Annotated in this window: 11 protein-coding genes; 4 read left to right on the top strand and 7 right to left on the bottom strand. The window is 58.3% G+C overall.

Annotation, left to right across the window (positions count from 1 at the left end):
• Positions 1-185 precede the first annotated feature (185 nt).
• The 7 genes from ACVW1C_RS27385 to ACVW1C_RS27355 form a co-directional block, all read right to left on the bottom strand.
• Positions 186-476, bottom strand: a complete 291-nt coding sequence (locus ACVW1C_RS27385; protein ID WP_456761039.1) for a HypC/HybG/HupF family hydrogenase formation chaperone — start codon at positions 474-476, stop codon at positions 186-188.
• A 16-nt stretch (positions 477-492) separates the two neighbouring features.
• Positions 493-1,092 (bottom strand): HyaD/HybD family hydrogenase maturation endopeptidase, encoded by a 600-nt coding sequence (locus tag ACVW1C_RS27380; protein WP_456728322.1) that lies wholly within the window; start codon positions 1,090-1,092, stop codon positions 493-495.
• Positions 1,089-1,808: a Ni/Fe-hydrogenase, b-type cytochrome subunit gene (cybH, locus tag ACVW1C_RS27375; protein WP_456728323.1), complete on the bottom strand. Its 720-nt coding sequence runs from the start codon at positions 1,806-1,808 to the stop codon at positions 1,089-1,091. The genes ACVW1C_RS27380 and cybH overlap by 4 nt, the downstream gene beginning before the upstream one ends.
• A gap of 4 nt (positions 1,809-1,812) precedes the next feature.
• Entirely contained in the window at positions 1,813-3,603 is a 1,791-nt protein-coding gene (locus ACVW1C_RS27370; protein WP_456761038.1) for a nickel-dependent hydrogenase large subunit, read from the bottom strand.
• Positions 3,604-3,626: 23 nt separating this feature from the next.
• A complete protein-coding gene (locus ACVW1C_RS27365; protein WP_456728325.1) occupies positions 3,627-4,718 on the bottom strand; it encodes a hydrogenase small subunit in 1,092 nt (363 codons plus the stop codon).
• Between the two features lie 816 nt (positions 4,719-5,534).
• Positions 5,535-6,797 (bottom strand): serine hydrolase domain-containing protein, encoded by a 1,263-nt coding sequence (locus tag ACVW1C_RS27360; protein ID WP_456761037.1) that lies wholly within the window; start codon positions 6,795-6,797, stop codon positions 5,535-5,537.
• Positions 6,798-6,882: 85 nt separating this feature from the next.
• Positions 6,883-7,563, bottom strand: coding sequence for a molybdate ABC transporter permease subunit (locus ACVW1C_RS27355; RefSeq protein ID WP_456761036.1), 681 nt, complete (start codon positions 7,561-7,563; stop codon positions 6,883-6,885).
• A gap of 1,862 nt (positions 7,564-9,425) precedes the next feature.
• Here ACVW1C_RS27355 and ACVW1C_RS27350 point away from each other — a divergent pair.
• The 4 genes from ACVW1C_RS27350 (at position 9,426) to ACVW1C_RS27335 (ending at position 15,624) form a co-directional block, all read left to right on the top strand.
• Entirely contained in the window at positions 9,426-10,730 is a 1,305-nt protein-coding gene (locus tag ACVW1C_RS27350) for a dicarboxylate/amino acid:cation symporter (RefSeq protein WP_456761035.1), read from the top strand.
• Positions 10,731-11,808: 1,078 nt separating this feature from the next.
• Complete coding sequence (locus ACVW1C_RS27345) at positions 11,809-14,481, top strand: PAS domain S-box protein (protein ID WP_456728329.1); 2,673 nt, start codon at positions 11,809-11,811, stop codon at positions 14,479-14,481.
• Positions 14,478-15,134, top strand: coding sequence for a response regulator transcription factor (locus ACVW1C_RS27340; protein ID WP_456728330.1), 657 nt, complete (start codon positions 14,478-14,480; stop codon positions 15,132-15,134). The genes ACVW1C_RS27345 and ACVW1C_RS27340 overlap by 4 nt, the downstream gene beginning before the upstream one ends.
• 103 nt (positions 15,135-15,237) lie before the next feature.
• The gene (locus ACVW1C_RS27335) at positions 15,238-15,624 is read left to right on the top strand and encodes a response regulator transcription factor (protein ID WP_456728331.1); all 387 of its coding nucleotides are present in this window, start codon (positions 15,238-15,240) and stop codon (positions 15,622-15,624) included.
• Positions 15,625-16,761 lie beyond the last annotated feature (1,137 nt).

Raw genomic sequence — 16,761 nt, 5'->3', positions numbered from 1 at the left:
AGACTCCCTTCAGATAGTCCTTGGTTTGAGCTAGGTGAGATGTAGCAAGGCACGTGCCAATCATCGTCGCGCTGTGAGGGAGACTGGAATCATCGCTCGAAGCATTGACCTTTCCATGCGGAAGGTGCGCGCGATTGATCGATTCGCGAGCAGGCTTAGTCACCGCAACATCCGCAGCAGAACCGCTAACGTAGATGCTCGGGCAATTGCGGCTCACGACCGACCAGGTCCGCAAAGAAGGGGCCGCAGTCCTGGCCGTTACGGCTGGCGTCAAGCCCGTCGAGTGCTTCCGAGATCAGTCTTGCTTCATCCTCATTCAAGAGTCGCACGGCGGTGTCGATATGAACGAGCACCCTGGCACCGACCGGGGCGCAGTAGAGCAGCATGACCGAGACACGCCGCTGTTCGTTGCGATACTCACAAAGTGCCGTGATGCCGTCCGTCTCAACAATCATCATTGGTAAGCCAAGGCACATGATCAATCGCGGGCCGCTAGATCGGCTGCGCTCCCATCTCATAACTTGCATGGTCGATATTGTTCGCCAACAGCCGTTCTGATGCAGGCAGCGGCGCCGTTCGCGGTGCGGCCGGCGAGCCCCACTGCGCCAGGAGTTTGCAAGCCAATTCGATCGCCGGCGCAATCTGGAAGCGCACCGGAGCCGTCAGCGGACCGCCCCAGTGCTGCAGGTCCAGCGCCTGACATCCGATGAGAGCGAGGTCTCGCGGGCAGCGACCAAGCAGATCGGCCGCGCTCAAGACCTCCTGAAAGCCGGTCTGATGTAGACTTATCTTCTTGGCACCAGCAAATTTTGGCACCTCGGCATCCCGCATGAGCTTCAACTCTCCGGGCGGGAGTGCAAAGTCGATGGCATCGAACACGATCAGGCAATCGGCCTGCTCAAGATAACTCACGAGGTAGAGCCCCTGCGTGCCGCCATCAAGGATGGTGACGTTGTCAGCGACTACATAGCGGCGATGGAACTCCTCTACCGCCCGCACGCCGAACCCCTCATCGGCCCACAGGATATTGCCGATGCCAAGCACAAGGATCCGTTGCTTGTTCTCCGGAACTAGTAACCGCGTGCTATTCAATCGCGAAACTCGCGCTCACCCGAAATCATGGAGGAGATGCTCCGGCGCGACATGATGTCCTCTCGGATCACTGCGTAGATGTGAACCAGAACAAAGACCAAGATCACCCACAGGCCCAGATGATGCCAGGTATGGACGTCCTGGCTATTCGGCCAGATTGAAAACACCCAGCCGAACAGCCTGTCCTGCCAACTGTCGCTACCGGCGCCCTGCCCATAAAGTGCAAAGCCTGTGACGATCATGAACGTGATCGTTTGCGTAAACATAAGGAACATTGCGAGCTGAGCCAGGGGGTTGTGCCCGACGCGTCTGTCGGGCTCAACTGCAAGGAACCCGTACCGGCGAATCTCGTGGTGCACCTCGCGCCAAAAGCACCCGCGCCAGAGCGGAACACAAAAGATCTGCGTGGCATGTCGATTTCCAATCAGGGCCGAGTAAATGCGCAGAACAAAGCCGACGCTGAGGACATATCCCGCAGAGAAATGCGCAAATCGGATATAGCCGAACAGGAAATTGCCGCTTGCTTGTCCCGACATCGCCGGTGTGCCCGTTCCAATCAGATAGCCGGTTAAGGCCAACATCAGAATGGCCGCCGCATTGACCCAGTGCCACAGTCGCACCGGCGCGTCATAAACGTAGGCGCCGCGATGGCCGATGCCGCGCTCGGTCGGTGCCGCATCGACGGCAGCGGGAGGCTGCGGAGCCTTGTTCAGCATGGCCCTAACGAACATTGACTGAAGCCATCTCTTGGCCGTCAAGACTCATCACATGGGTCGAGCACGCCAGGCACGGATCAAAGGAATGGATCGTACGCAAGATCTCCAGGGGTCGCAGCGGATCGGCCAACGGGGTGCCGATCAGCGAGGCTTCAAAGGCGCCAATATTGCCCTTGGGATCGCGAGGAGATCCGTTCCATGTCGTCGGCACGACACATTGATAGTTGTCGATCTTTGTGTCCTTGATCTTGATCCAGTGTCCAAGCGCACCGCGCGGCGCCTCAGCGAAACCGTAGCCCATGGCCTCCTTGGGCCAGGTTTCCGGCTTCCATCTTGTGACATTGGCAGTTGCCGTATTGCCTGCCTTGATGTGGGCGACCAACTTATCCTGGAAATAACGCAGCTGATGCGCCGCCCACTGACATTCGAGTGCCCGCGCCGCGGTACGGCCGAGCGTCGAGAACATCGCCGTCAGGGGAAGATTCAGTCCCTTGAGCAGTCTGTCGGCCGGCTCCTTGAACTCGGCTTTGCCCTGCGCATAGCCGATGATGTATCGCGCCAAAGGCCCGACCTCGACGGCGTGGCCACGCCAGCGCGGCGCTTTGATCCACGAATACTTGCCGCCTTCGTCGAGTTCCTTGATATCAGTCTGACTGCCCTTGACTTTTGGCCCGAGCTCGAAACTCGGTTCGGTGATGCCATCCCATGGATGCAGTCCACAGCAATCGTGCGGGTATTTATACCACGAATGCGTGACGAACTCCTGGATCTGCTCCGGATCACTATGGTCGATCGGCAATATCTCCGTGAGGTTGCCATCAAGGATCACGCCGCGCGGCAGCTTGAGATTGTTCGAAGAACAGTCGTTGGCGTTTTCGAGGATGTCGCCATAGGACATTACGCTTTTGCTTGAAAGTCCGCCGCCATGGAGCCAATCCTTATAGAACGAGCCGATCATTGCGACGTCGGGCAGATAGACCTGCTCGACAAACTCGATCGAACGGTCGATGATCGAGGATACGAGATTAAGGCGCTCCATGTTGAGCGCACCCACCGCACCAGTTCCGTCGATGTTGATCGCACAGGGCACGCCGCCGACCAGCCAGTTCGGATGCGGATTCTTGCCCCCATAGACGGCCTGGATTTTGACGATCTCCTTCTGGAAGTCGAGCGCTTCCAAATAATGCGCCAGGGCCATCAGGTTCGCCTCCGCTGGAAGCTTGTAGGCCGGATGCCCCCAATAACCGTTCTTGAAGGGACCTAATTGCCCTGATCCGAAGAATTTAGTCAGCCTGATCTGCAGATCCTTAAAATAGCCAGGAGACGACAACGGCCACGGCGAGATGGACTGCGCCAGCGCGGAGGTCGACTTGGGGGCGGCCTGGAGCGCGGAGACCACGTCGACCCAATCGAGTGCGTGCAGATGGTAGAAGTGCACGAGATGATCATGCACGAGCAAGCACAGCTGCATCATGTTTCGGATCGAATTGGCATTCTCCGGAATCGTGATCCTTAACGCATTCTCAACCGCGCGCACGGAGGTCAGCGCATGGGTGCCGGTGCAGACACCGCAAATCCGCTCAGTAAACGCCCAGGCGTCGCGTGGATCGCGCCCGCGCAGGATGACTTCGATGCCACGCCACATCGTCCCGCTCGAAACCGCATTGCGGATCACGTTGTCGGCATCGACATTGGCTTCGACACGCAGGTGGCCTTCGATGCGCGTCAACGGATCGATGACAATTCGCTTGCCGGAGCGATCGAGATTGAACCCATTTGGTATCTGTCCGGCCACCGTCGCCCTCTTCTCAATTCCGTTTACTTTGGTGGAGCTGTGCGATCCGGCTTGTTGGTCAACCGCTTCACGGCGGTGACCGCCGCATGGGCGGCGACGGTCAGCCCAACCACCCCGGCAGCAGCCATACCAATCTGATCGGCGTTCTTCTCAATGCCGAACTGCTTGATGGTCGTGAGTCGGTCGTAAAATGAACCCTTGTCCCAAAAGTCGTCTTCGGAGCAACTGAGGCAGCCGTGGCCGGATTGAATGGGAAATGAAACACCGCCGTTCCACCGAAGGGCCGAACAGGCATTGTAGGTGGTTGGCCCCTTGCAGCCCATCTTGTAGAGGCAATAACCCTTGCGCGCGCACTCATCGTCCCACTCTTCGACGAATTGGCCGGCGTCGAAATGGGAACGTCGATAGCATTTGTCGTGAATGCGCTCGGAATAAAACATCTTTGGGCGCCCTTGGCGATCGAGCTCCGGAAGCTTTCCGAACGTGGTGATGAAAGTCACCAAGCCGCTCATGACCTCTGCGATAGGCGGACACCCGGGCACCTTGATGATCGGCTTGTTCTTGATCACCTGATCGATCGGCGCAGCGCCAGTCGGATTGGGCTTGGCCGCCTGGACGCATCCCCAGGACGCACACGTGCCCCAAGCGATGATCGCCATCGACTCTTCCGCCATCGACCTGAGCTTTTCAACGAACGGCTTGCCGCCGTCAATGCAGAACATGCCCCCCTGCTTCAGCGGCGGATTACCTTCGACCGCAAGCACATACTTTCCTTTATACTTGGCGCGGGCTTCCTCCAGGATGGCTTCAGCCTGGTGTCCAGCTGCCGCCATGATCGTATCGTCATAGTCGAGCGAAATCATCGACAGCAGCGTGTCTTTGATCAGCGGATGGGCCGAGCGGATAAAGCTTTCCGAGCAGCAGGTGCACTCGAGCCCGTGCAGCCAGATGACGGGTACGCGCGGTTTGGTCTCCAGGGCATCGGCAATAGTGCTCGCGGCAAGCGGACCAAGTCCGAAGCTTGCGGCCGTCAAACTGCAGAATTTGTGGAAACTACGACGCGTGATGCCCTGACGTCTGATCACGCTGTAAAGCGTCTCCGTTGCCCCACCCATGAACCCTTCCATGTGAGTCGTCGTCGGCAGTAACGAACTGCTGACACAGCAGCAAGAAACAGGCCATCGGAGCGCAACACTTGACTGGTTGCCAAGCCAGCCTTTCGACACTTGCCCTATCGGCGGGCCGGCCAGCCTGCCACAGGCTCGCACCGTCGAGCCCTGTCATACCAGTGATGTCGGGCTTTGAACGTCGATGTGAGAACTTCAACAGAGCTGCACAATGATTTGCCAATCCAGGGCGACCACATCATACTCACTTTTGCACGATCGGAACACGCGCGCGCATGCCCATTGTTGAAGGAGTTGGTGCAGTTGACGGGCACCGCGCCAGCCGTCCATCTCAATCAGACTTGCTCTCTGCGGACCAATGGCGGGTTCGATCCGCGTCATAGTCCGACTGCGGAAACACGCCAAAGTGGCGGCCCAGCGCCGCACAGAACGCGATGCCGAGCCGCGCAGCGTACATGCTTTGATTTGCAGGGCGGATCGATCCGATCTGTCTGTCATTCAATGTGGCTGCCGCACGGCATTACCACGGGATCGAGCGCGAAGGTCTGGATGTTCTGAAGCGATCATCTAGGAGTGCATCGCGCGAACCAATCGACGGCAAGGCGCGGTCCTCTTAGCATATCACGACACCGCACTCACCTGCGAGAGTCTCTTCGCGATGCCGGAGGCGTCGCGTTCGTTCCTAGCACCGGCGCAATCTGGCCGAGTATAGCGGGCGCTGACGTTCAGTCATCGGTGTCCAGCGGCAACGCCGGTTGCCAACTAGCCAAAAACCGTCGTCGGGCTCGTTCAACGCCGGGCAAATTATCGAAGTATTCCAGCATAGACGATGTACTGGACTTGTTCGCGATAGTACTTCCGGATTTCTCCGGGCGCGGCCGTTCCGACGACCACGATCAGACGCTCCTTCGGGTCGCAGAAAAATTGTGTTCCGTAAGCGCCGGTCCAGGTGAACTCACCTGGATTGCCCGGAACCGCCGAGATACCCTCGCTTATGCGCACAGCCACTCCGAGTCCAAAGCCGAAGCCGGCACGATGCGCCTCCACATTGGCGACCTTATTCTTGATCTCCGGCCCGAGGTGGTTGGAGATCATGTGGCGCACCGTCTTCGGGCCGAGAATGCGCTGCCCATCGAGCTCCCCGCCGTTTAGCAGCATTTGCCCGAAGCGCACATAGTCACCGACGGTCGCAAACGCGCAGGCTCCTCCGCAGTCAAACATTGTCGGACTTTCGAGGAGCTCGATCTCTTGAGGCTTTCCAGTCAGCGGGTCGTCTGGAAACGGATGCGCGAGGCGCTCGCGTTGTGATGTGGATAAATGGAAAGTGGCATCCTGCATCCCGATCGGCTTCCACAGGTTGCTGGCAAGATAGTCGCCCAATCGTTGTCCGCTGACCTGTTCCACAACAGCTCCGAGCACGTCGGTCGAGAAGCCGTATTCGAATTCCGTCCCCGGTTGGTGCGCTAGCGGCAACTTGGTAATGGCCTGGATAAAAGTCTGCTTGTCACCCTTTAGCGGCGGGGCTGCAAAATTCGGGTACAGACGCGCCACTTGGTCTGGACTATCTGGAGGCGCGCCATAGGTGAGACCTGATGTGTGCCGATAAAGATCGTGGATGTAGATCGGAGAACTCTGCGCTTGATACTTTAACGAACCGTCAGGCCGTGGCACCGCGACCTTCATGTTTGCGAATTCCGGGTAATAATCCGTGAGCCTGCTCCGTAGAGGCAGGCGACCTTGCTCCATGAGGGTGAGCCCGGCAACGGCCACCATCGGCTTGGTCATAGATGCAAGCGCGAACATCGCATCGAGCCGCATCGACGATCCTTTTGCAGGATCAAGTCGGCCATACGCCTTGTAATGAATCAGCTTGCCGTCTCGGGCGACTGCAACCACCGCGCCCGGCACGCGCTTGCTTTCGATCTCACGATCGAAGAACTCGTCTAGCTTGGCAAGGCGTTGCTGAGAAACTCCAACGTCATCGGCCATGGCCTCGGGCAGAGGCGCTGAATGCACTGAATTGAAGCCGATTCCAGCAACCACTGCGGCCATAACAAGCTTGTTCATTCTATCCTGGCTCGCGCTGCTCCAGCTCTGGCATGTCTGGTCTGACAAGCCGAAAGCCACTCGATCCGGTCTGGCGCGCCTGCGCTCATGTGCTTCTCCTGGCACCGCGTCTGTCGAGGAGAGCTAAGGTGAAGATGACCGCAAGAGCGAACATCACCATACCGCCCGCAACTACAGTCGCCTCGCGCCAGCGTGACGCTTGGACGTAGTCTATGACGTAGGCCGACAACACCTTGGTGCGCCCGGGAATATTGCCGCCGATCATCATCACGACACCGAATGTGCCGATCGTATGAGCAAAGCCAATCACAGCGGCTTTGACAAACTCCAATCGCGCCAGCGGCAAACCGATGGTAATGAAGGCATGCAACGGAGAAACCCGCGCCGCGGCTTCCAGCGGAGGGTCGCCCATCGCAACAAAGGCGTTGCGGATCGGCTGCACCACCAAAGGCAGCGCCGAGAGCACCGATCCGACTACGATTCCTGCGAAGGTAAAGGCGAGCGAGCGCTCGCCCCAGAAAGAAGCGAGAAGCCCCCCCGGTCCGGCGGGCCCGAGCAGCACGAGGACACAGAAACCGAGTGCCGTCGGCGGTAGCACCAGCAGAAGCGTGATGATCGCTGCCACCGCCTCGCGCAGAACAGTATGTGAACGCGCTAGCCACCACGCGAGCGGCGCACCAATCACCAAGAGGATGATGGTCGTCACGCTGGCAAGCTCGATCGTAAGCGCAACGGATTGCCAAATCTCTGCCGAAAACGCATCCATAGGCGTCAGCCCCCCAGTGAGAGACGGTCGCCGTCTCGGGGCAGTGATCGCCTACACATCCGGCGCGCCGAGGCGTGGGGCGCGCAGCGCCTCTTAGTGGTGCGGACCTTCGCGGCGACCACTACATTGACGCGCGTCGTTTTCGCGAGCAAGAGCAGCGTCGCACACTTCATAGGAAACTCCTGCACGGGGCCGCGTCGACCGGTCTGACGGCTGCAGCTCCTCGTTTGTCATCCAGCAATCCCTGTGCCGCTTGCGCAATGTGGTGCATTCTAGGCTCAACGGGAGAAAATGCGCACAGACGACGAGTTCGCTGTGGAGTGGGTCTTGCGCTCTGTCAGGTTTCCGGCATCTTTGTTCCCGAGCAGACAGCGACGGCACAATGATTGGCAGAGTTTGACGCCCTCAGGGTTGTTATTGGATCTTACGGCGCTTAATGATCGCTCGACGCGATCCTTAAGTGGATTCTGTTTCGAAAATTGCCCCGGCCACTTGGAGTTCGCTCGAACGCGGGCGCGGCTGAGCGCGAGCACAACCCGCCGCATTCCCATTTACGATAGGGACGCGGCTGCTAGCAAGGACATCGGAATTAATGCCTTTGCTGGACATTGCCGGAAACGACCGTCAAGCGGAGACGCCTTCATCCGGCATGCAGCCCGTTGTGCAGGGGCCGGGACCTGCCGCCGAGAACGGTTTGCAGCGAACCTACAGAGCGTCCGGGCGGTGCCGTATGTCGACCGTGATAGTGCCTCGGGCGCAAAGATCTTTTCGTTCGCGCGTTTCTGCGGCTCGCTGAAGAAGACGTCGCGGTGGTCAAGCTCACCGTCGGTCTTGACGATGTCGATGGCGCAAACGCCACACTCGCTGCGCACCAAATCGCCGAAGCGCGCCTCTGCGCGATTTACGATAGTGGCAGCCCCTCCCCCGATGCGCATGGTGGCGTGAAGGCGCGTTGCTCAAGCATCGCGCACGCTTGGACAATCCGATAAAAACGACAGAATCAGCGCGCCCAATCATCTTGCGGCGCGCCGCATGCGCCGTGCTCGGAGATTCTCATCAAACGACGATGCGGCTCTGCAGTGCGCGCCTACATGCGGGAGCTATAGAGCATGTGCGGCGTTCCCATTCTGGTCAACCGCGTCGAGCAGCGACGACGGTAGCCGGTCTTGAGGGGCCACGCTGCCGCTGAACTCGGCAACAGACGGCAGGACTTCAAGGGCCATAAGATTCCCTCTTCTTGGACGACCTCTGCGGGCTCTTGTGCGCACAGCCAGATGTCCGCCTTCTGCTGAACTGTGCGGTCACTTCACCTGGAGACAAATGCCCCGCGAACGGACATGCTCTGCCGCTAGCGAAAATGTAGCACCTCCATCACAGATTTGCGAGGCAATATGGGGTTCTAGATCTTCGATGTGCCAGACTTCCATCGTGTGAATGCCTACGATCGAAACTATGGATTTTACCAATCTCACGCAGTGTTGCATCAACCTCATCAGTCGGCGCATACCGATCACGCCAAGCTTCTAGGTCGAGACGTGCCCGCGTTACGCCCAGCCGACCAAAGATACGCAATATGCTGCAATGTCATGTTCGAGCTTGCGACCGCGGTCGGAGCGCCTGGACCGAGCCAACGGTGAGAGACGGTTTATCCGCGGGCACTTGATTCGCCGCAGATCGGGCATCTGGTGCATATCTTGCTTAGCGAAAAAAGATAACGTAACTGAACGCCTGCCTTTGGGATGACGCGCCGCCTCTCGGATCGTCTTCTATCGGACACGGCTAAAACAACGAGCCTCGCATGATGCTGTCGCCTCTCAACGGCGCGGCGGCTTGCATTCGAGTATATTCGGGAAGGAAGCGTCATGACCACCATGGCAACCGCGGCACCCGCGCGCGCGTCGCAGACTTGGTATAAGATCCTCTACGTCCAGGTGTTGATCGCCATCGTGGTTGGTGCCTTGGTCGGTTGGCTGTGGCCATCTGTCGCGACCAACGATTGGGTCAAGGCGCTCGGTGACGGATTCATCAAACTCATCAAGATGGTGATCGCACCGATCATCTTCTGCACCGTCGCATCCGGCATCGCGCACATTCAGGATGCAAAGAAAGTCGGTCGCGTCGGCGTCAAGGCATTGGTCTATTTCGAGATCGTCTCCAGCTTTGCGCTGCTGTTGGGCCTTATTATGGGTAATCTGGTCCAAATCGGTCGTGGCCTTGCAGTCAAGCCGGACGCGGCAGCGGTCGCCAATTACGTCAAGCAAGCGGAAGCGTCCAAGAGCGTCGATTTCATCCTCAACATCATTCCCGATACCGTGGTCGGCGCGTTTGCTCGCGGCGATGTTTTGCAGGTACTCCTGTTCGCGATCCTGTTCGGCTTTTCTCTGATGGCGCTAGGAGAACGCGGGGAGCGGCTGCGCGGCATGATTGACGACGTCGCGCACGCGGTGTTCGGCGTAATCGGCATCATCATGAAAGCGGCCCCGATCGGGGCCTTCGGCGCCATGGCCTTCACGATTGGCAAGTTCGGGCCGACGGCGCTCGGCAATCTGATCGGTCTGATCGCGCTATTTTACGTGACGGCTGCGCTTTTTGTGGTGGTGGTGCTCGGCGTTATCGCACGGATCGTCGGCTTTTCGGTTTTCAAGTTCATTGTCTATATCAAGGACGAGCTTTTGATCGTGCTCGGCACTTCGTCCTCGGAAAGCGCGCTGCCGCAATTGATGGAGAAGCTTGAGCGGCTGGGCTGCTCTAAGCCCGTGGTCGGCCTGGTGGTCCCAACTGGGTACTCCTTCAACCTCGATGGTACCAACATCTATATGACGCTTGCCACATTGTTCATTGCCCAAGCACTCGGAGTCGATCTCACTTTTGGCCAACAGCTCACGATCTTGCTCGTGGCCATGCTGACCTCCAAGGGGGCAAGCGGCGTCACCGGCGCGGGCTTCATCACGCTCGCCGCAACATTGTCGGTCGTCAACCCAGCGCTGGTACCGGGTATGGCAATCGTGTTCTCGATCGACAAGTTCATGAGCGAGGTACGCGCCCTTACCAACATCACTGGCAACGGCATTGCAGCCGTGTTCGTATCCTGGTGGGAAGGCGAGCTAGAGCACGCGACGTTGCACGCTCGGCTCGACCGGCCCACCACTGTGGACACAAGGAGGTAGGCCCCGGCTCTCGGTCGCCGTCATTGCCAAGACGCGTCGAATCCAAGCGCAACCGCATTCACAATGCTTCGCAGTTCAAGTCGGCACCGTGCTTGGACCGGCGAATCGAACCTTCTCCCACGGCATCCCCAGAACGCAGCTCTTGCTCCGCGTCACGCCCCCGGCAAGAGCCTGTGAAGGGTTACCGTACGCGAGAAGGAGCTGCGATTTTAGAAAGTCATTCTCAAGCGTGGTCTTTCAAGGTCAAGGCTCCTGACCAGCCGAGCGCCTATGCAACATTGCCGAGCCAGGTAGTAAGATTGCGAAAGAACGGATCCAGCGTGACGGACCAAGGTGTTGGCCTGCCCACAATGCCCATGTGCGTGGTCACCGCACTTGCCTTGCCCGGCCGACAAGGTGGTAGCATCCTCCACGTTCAACTCAGTCATACTACGGTGCGTAGCAGATCGCGATGGTGTCATCAGCGTGGACTAGATTGGCACCTTGACTGAGACGAGGCGGCTAGCACATAGCTAGTATTGGCTCGGCGTCATATACGCACTCTCGATTCCGGCTAACGGCTCGTCGGCACCGAGCCTGGGCGGAGATGGCCGCGAGGCATAGACAGCAGTTGCATAACTTCGCCTTTCTATCTCGGCACATTACATTGCTCCCTTCCGCATGATCGATCGCGAGATGCGTGGTCGCGCAGCTTGCACCCGTCCTTTCCGGGCTCGGCGAGGGAGCCTGCTTTTTCGGCCGCGACGTCCTGGCTAAACTGGAGTCCTCGTCCTCGTCGTGAGTGCCACTGGGTCGCGGCGGTCCTCGGCCGCAGCCTCGAATGCCTGCCCCGAGGTCACCGGCAGCGGAGGAAAGCAGACAACCCAGCCTCGATTGTACAGAGGTCAGCGCGGAATATTGAAAGGTTTAGGACAACTATACGTACGTTTGTAATGCGTCTTCCTTCGGCGCGTGCTGAGTTCAATGGAAGGCAATATCTCGGAACCGCGCACGAGCGTCTGTCGGCACGGAAAGAATTGCCTCATTTTTGCCTAAAATGTTATAGCTCTCCCGCCGAGAAAGGCCGGACGATATAAAAATGCGTAGCCAGATCAGCAGTTTGAAAGTTTCAGCGCCCCAGTTTACCTTCGGCAGCATAACGTTGGCCGTGGTAACGCTGGCCTGCTTGTACCTTCACGCGCAGTTCGCTGCGACGGCGTTCGCCTATTTGTTAGTCGTATTGCTGTTTTCGTTGATGGGCAGCCTCATCGCGTCATCCGCGCTTTGCGTCGTGGCGATCGCGGCTTTAGCTTACTACTTTGCGCCGCCGGCGTTCAGTCTGCGGATCGATGATCCACAAGATCTTCCGGTGGTCTTTGCGTTTTTCGTTGTCTCGATCGTCGGAACGCACCTGATGGGAAAAGTCCGCCAGGAAAGCCAAGCCGCGCGTGAGGCCGCAGCCAAGCTCCGGATCAGCGCGGCCGATTTGGAGGACCGCGAGAAACGCTGGCAAGCGATCTTTGAACACAATCCGGCCATGTACGTCATGGTCGACGAAGCCGGTACCGTCCTCAATACCAATACGTTCGGCGCGGCACAGCTCGGCTATGCGCGTTCCGAACTGATCGGCCACTCCATCCTGGGAGTCTTTCTGGAGGAGGATCGCGAGTTAGCTCGCGAATGCATTCGCGCCTGCCTTGAAGATATCGGTCAATCGCGAACCTGGGAGGCCCGGAAAGTCAGGAACGACGGCTCGGTACTGTGGGTACGTGAAAATGCCAAAGCCATGATCTGGGCTGATGACCGGCCCATTGTTCTGATATCCTGCGAAGATATCACCGAACGGAAGCGGACCGAGTCTGCCCTGCAGCGGAGCGAAGCACATTTGGCCCAGGCGCAGGAGCTGAGCCATACAGGCAGCTTCGGCTGGAATGTCGTCACCGGCGAGGCCTTCTGGTCAAAGGAGACGTTTCGAATATTTGAGTTGGACCCGCAGACCGTTCCGTCGCCGCACCTCGTCGTCGAGCGCACCCATCCAGATGATAGGGCTTCGGTTCAAGAGGTCATTGATCGGGCGATGCGAGATCCGAAGGATTTCGAACATGAATACCGGCTGTTGCTGCCGGACGGCTCGGTGAAGCACATCCATGCGCGGGCACGAGCCACGAGAACCGCCAGCGGTGATATTGAGTTTGTCGGAGCAGCGACGAATGTTACCGCGGAGCGGCAAGCAGAGCAGAAGCTGCGCCGCAGTGAGGCCTATCTCGCCGAAGCCCAGCATCTCAGTCACACGGGCAGTTGGTCCTGGGACGTTCATGGGCTCGATTTTGTGTATCGCTCCGCCGAGGTCGATCGTCTGTTTGAGTTCGATCCGCAAGAGACTGTATCAATAGAGACCATTCGCTCGCGCATCCATCCAGACGATCTCCCCGGGCTCCAGGAGGTTCAGCGCCAGGCTATCGAGCTCAAGAAAGATCGCTTCGAGTATGATTTTCGAATCCTTCTGAAAGACGGCGGGATAAGGCGCATACACTCCGTTGCGCATATCGTGGTCGGCAACGATGGCAGCGTGAGCGAACTGATCGGAACGCATATGGATGTGACCGAGCAATACGCCGCCAGAGAGCGCCTGGAAAACACACTGGCTGCGCTGCGCGAAAGCGAGCAGCGCTTTCGCGATTACGCTGAGACGGCTTCCGATTGGCTCTGGGAGACCGGGCCTGATCACCAGGTTACGCGCTTGTCCGAGCACACCAGCGCTGCGGGAATCTTAGCGACAGGATTGATGGGCCTGCTCCGCTGGGACATTGCGTGCGATGTGGAAGAGGAACCTGAGAAGTGGCGGCAGCACCGGGCCACACTGGAGGCGCATCTGCCGTTCCGGGATCTGGTCTACCGTACTGTCAACCGGACCGGATCTCCGATCTACATTCGGACGAGCGGCAAGCCCTTTTTTGATCCGAACGGCAAGTTCCTTGGTTACCGCGGCGTCAGCACCGACATCACCGCTATTATTCGCGCAGATCAAGCCGAACAACAGTTGCGGAAGGCACAGGCGGAACTTGCGCATGTGACACGTGTGACGACGTTAGGAGAGCTGACAACCTCCATTGCCCATGAAATCAACCAGCCACTCGCTGCTATTATCAACAACGCCGATGCGTGCCTCGGTTGGATGGGCCGCGAAACTCCTGATCTTTGCGCGGCGCGCTCTTCGGTTGAGTGGATCATCGATGACGCAATACGGGCAAGCGAAGTGATCCGTCGCGTGCGTGCTCTTGCGAAGAAGGGCGAGATCGAGATGGTGCCGCTCGATATCAATGAGGTCGTTGGGGACGTCATTGCGCTGGTGACACGAGAGCTGGTGAGCCACCAGGTGGCGTTAAGAACCGAGCTGACGGCAGCGCTGCCTATGATTCTCGGTGACCGGATTCAGCTGCAACAAGTGATCATCAATCTGGTGATGAACGGGATCGAAGCCATGGACGCAGTCACGGACCGGACGCGTGAGTTGCTGATTCAGTCATCTATGGACGATATAGGGCATGTGCAGGTGGCCGTGACAGATTGGGGCGTCGGGATCGCCGAGAATGATACTGACCGCGTGCTAGATCCTTTCTTCACCACGAAGTCCAGCGGCCTTGGAATGGGTCTTTCGATCTGCCGGTCGATCGTTGAAGCTCACGGAGGACGGCTGTCAGTGGTGCGCAAGCAGCCGCCGGGCGCGACCTTCCAGTTTGCCCTGCCGTTGCATGAGGAGGTCGTCTCGTGACGCGACGCTCGCCAACCAGCAAACCCGAGGCTTCGACAACGGCGACCGTCTTCGTCGTCGAGGACGACATCTCCATGCGTCGGTCGCTCATCAACCTTTTTCGATCGGTAGGCTTGGACGTCGCTGCATTTGGATCGGCCCGCGAAATGCTGCAGAGCGCACTTCCGGATGTTGTTAGCTGTCTGGTTCTTGATGTCCGGCTCCCAGGCTTGAGCGGCCTGGAGTTCCAGACTGAGCTGGCGAAGTTGAACATCCATATTCCGATCATTTTCATTACCGGCCATGGCGACATTCCCATGACCGTCAGGGCGATGAAAGGAGGCGCGGTCGATTTTCTTACCAAACCGTTTCGCGATCAGGAATTGCTTGACGCGGTGATCGCTGCGACCGAGCGCGACCGCAAAAGACGGGAGGCCCAGCAAACCGTCGCGGAGCTGCAGTCCCTATTTGAGACCCTAAGCCCCCGCGAACAAGCGGTGATGAAGCTGGTCGCTGCCGGCCTGATGAACAAGCAGGTAGCCGCTGAGCTTGGGCTCGCCGAGATTACGGTCAAGATCTACCGGGGACACGTAATGAGAAAGATGCGTGCCCGCTCGCTGGCCGATCTGATCAGAACGGCTGAGACTCTAGGGATCGGCGCCAAATCGTCCTGAACAAACCTAAGTATGATTTTACAATTTCGTCACTCGAGCCCACTTTTCGCCCAGGGTCGCTAATGCCTCGGCAACCGTTAGTCCCGCGCCAGGAGGAATCGTCTTGTCCACGCCTTTGATTTCTGTCGTTGACGACGACGCATCTGTCCGTGCGTCGACGGAGAACCTATTGAAATCGCGCGGCTACATAGTTCAAACATTTACATCGGCGGAGGATTTTTTGACATCGCCGCGGTTGAACGAGACCTCTTGCGTAATTACGGACGTGCAGATGCCGGCTATGAGCGGCTTGGACCTGCTGGCGGAAATGCGGACTCGCGGTTACGGGGTGCCGTTCATTTTCATTACTGCCTTCCCGAACGACCGCGTGCGCGCCTCAGCCTTGAGCGCAGGAGCGATTGGCTTCTTGGCCAAGCCCTTCGCCGGACATGCACTGATCGAGCACCTCGATGCCGCACTGAAGGAAAACCGCAACGGAGGACGCACTTGAAACCAACAGCCGGCGGCGAGTTATTTCAGCCCTGAATGTTGAGATTCGGTCGCGAGCCCGGCGCGATCTTATTGAAGCGGGCTCTCCGAAATCAGGTGGCACCAGCGGCAGTCGATGTCGTATTGCCTTCTTGGCCCGTGAGCTGTCCACCAGGCATCAGGCCGCTCAGAACGACGTTGCCACCAAGAGTCGGTATACTTGGCACCTCTAGACGCCGCTCGTCTCTGCTTTTTGGCACTTCAGGTGACCTTGCGCAGAAGTTATTCGACAAGCTCAAGCGCTTCTTCGCTCAGATTCGTAGCAGCTAAATGCGATTGCGACATACCGCCTGGCGCAACAAAAGAGCTTCGTTCAACTCAGAAGCTCTCTGTGGGGCCATCGTGAGAAATCACGCGTGTTTTGGGTGACATTGATTGGCGCGCGAAAGCTCTGCGCGAGCTCCTTTGGCTACGGCGCCAGTCGGCATATTTTTGCCCTGCTTGTCTATGGTGCCTGGCATCGCTCCGCGCTTTTCTTCAGACCACCCCTTATGGTGGCCTCTTCGACCCTCCCCAACTCCTGCGCATGTTAGATGGTGTACAAGACCTCCACAGCCAAGCCGCCCAGATACTCATGCGAAACGCCCGGCAGCCTAACGGCGGCCAGGCGTATCTTGGTATGATCCGACGCAGCCCATCACCGGATGCGAGCCATTCCATTGCGCATCGGATCGGCTGCTCAGTAGACACTAAGTCCGGCGACGCGGCTGCACTCTAGACGGACTCGAAGCCAGCAGGCTCTCTACGGGCTGCGGCCGCAATAGGCCGCTTAGTAACGCAAGATTTCCGAAGAGCGGCGCTAAATAGTCTAGACGACGATCTTATGTAAAATCCTCCCGTCACGTGAAATCGTCCTCGTAGTCGTACGTTGACGAGCTTACTGCGTTCTCGTCATCGCTACCGTCACTGTCGTCGGCTTTTTAAAGGTACCGGCCAGTGGTGCCTTTCCGCTGCCATTCACCATCACTGTTCCTTATCCAATTGGCCGACTTTTCTGGGTCGAGAACCATGTCGTCTTCAATCAACCTCGACGACCCCCATCTTTGCCGCACGGGCTCTTGCTTCCGGATTAGCCGGACGCAAATTGAGCAATGGCCTT

This window comes from Bradyrhizobium sp. USDA 4011 (genome assembly GCF_054063415.1).
This window is presented reverse-complemented; position numbering and strand designations above follow the sequence as displayed.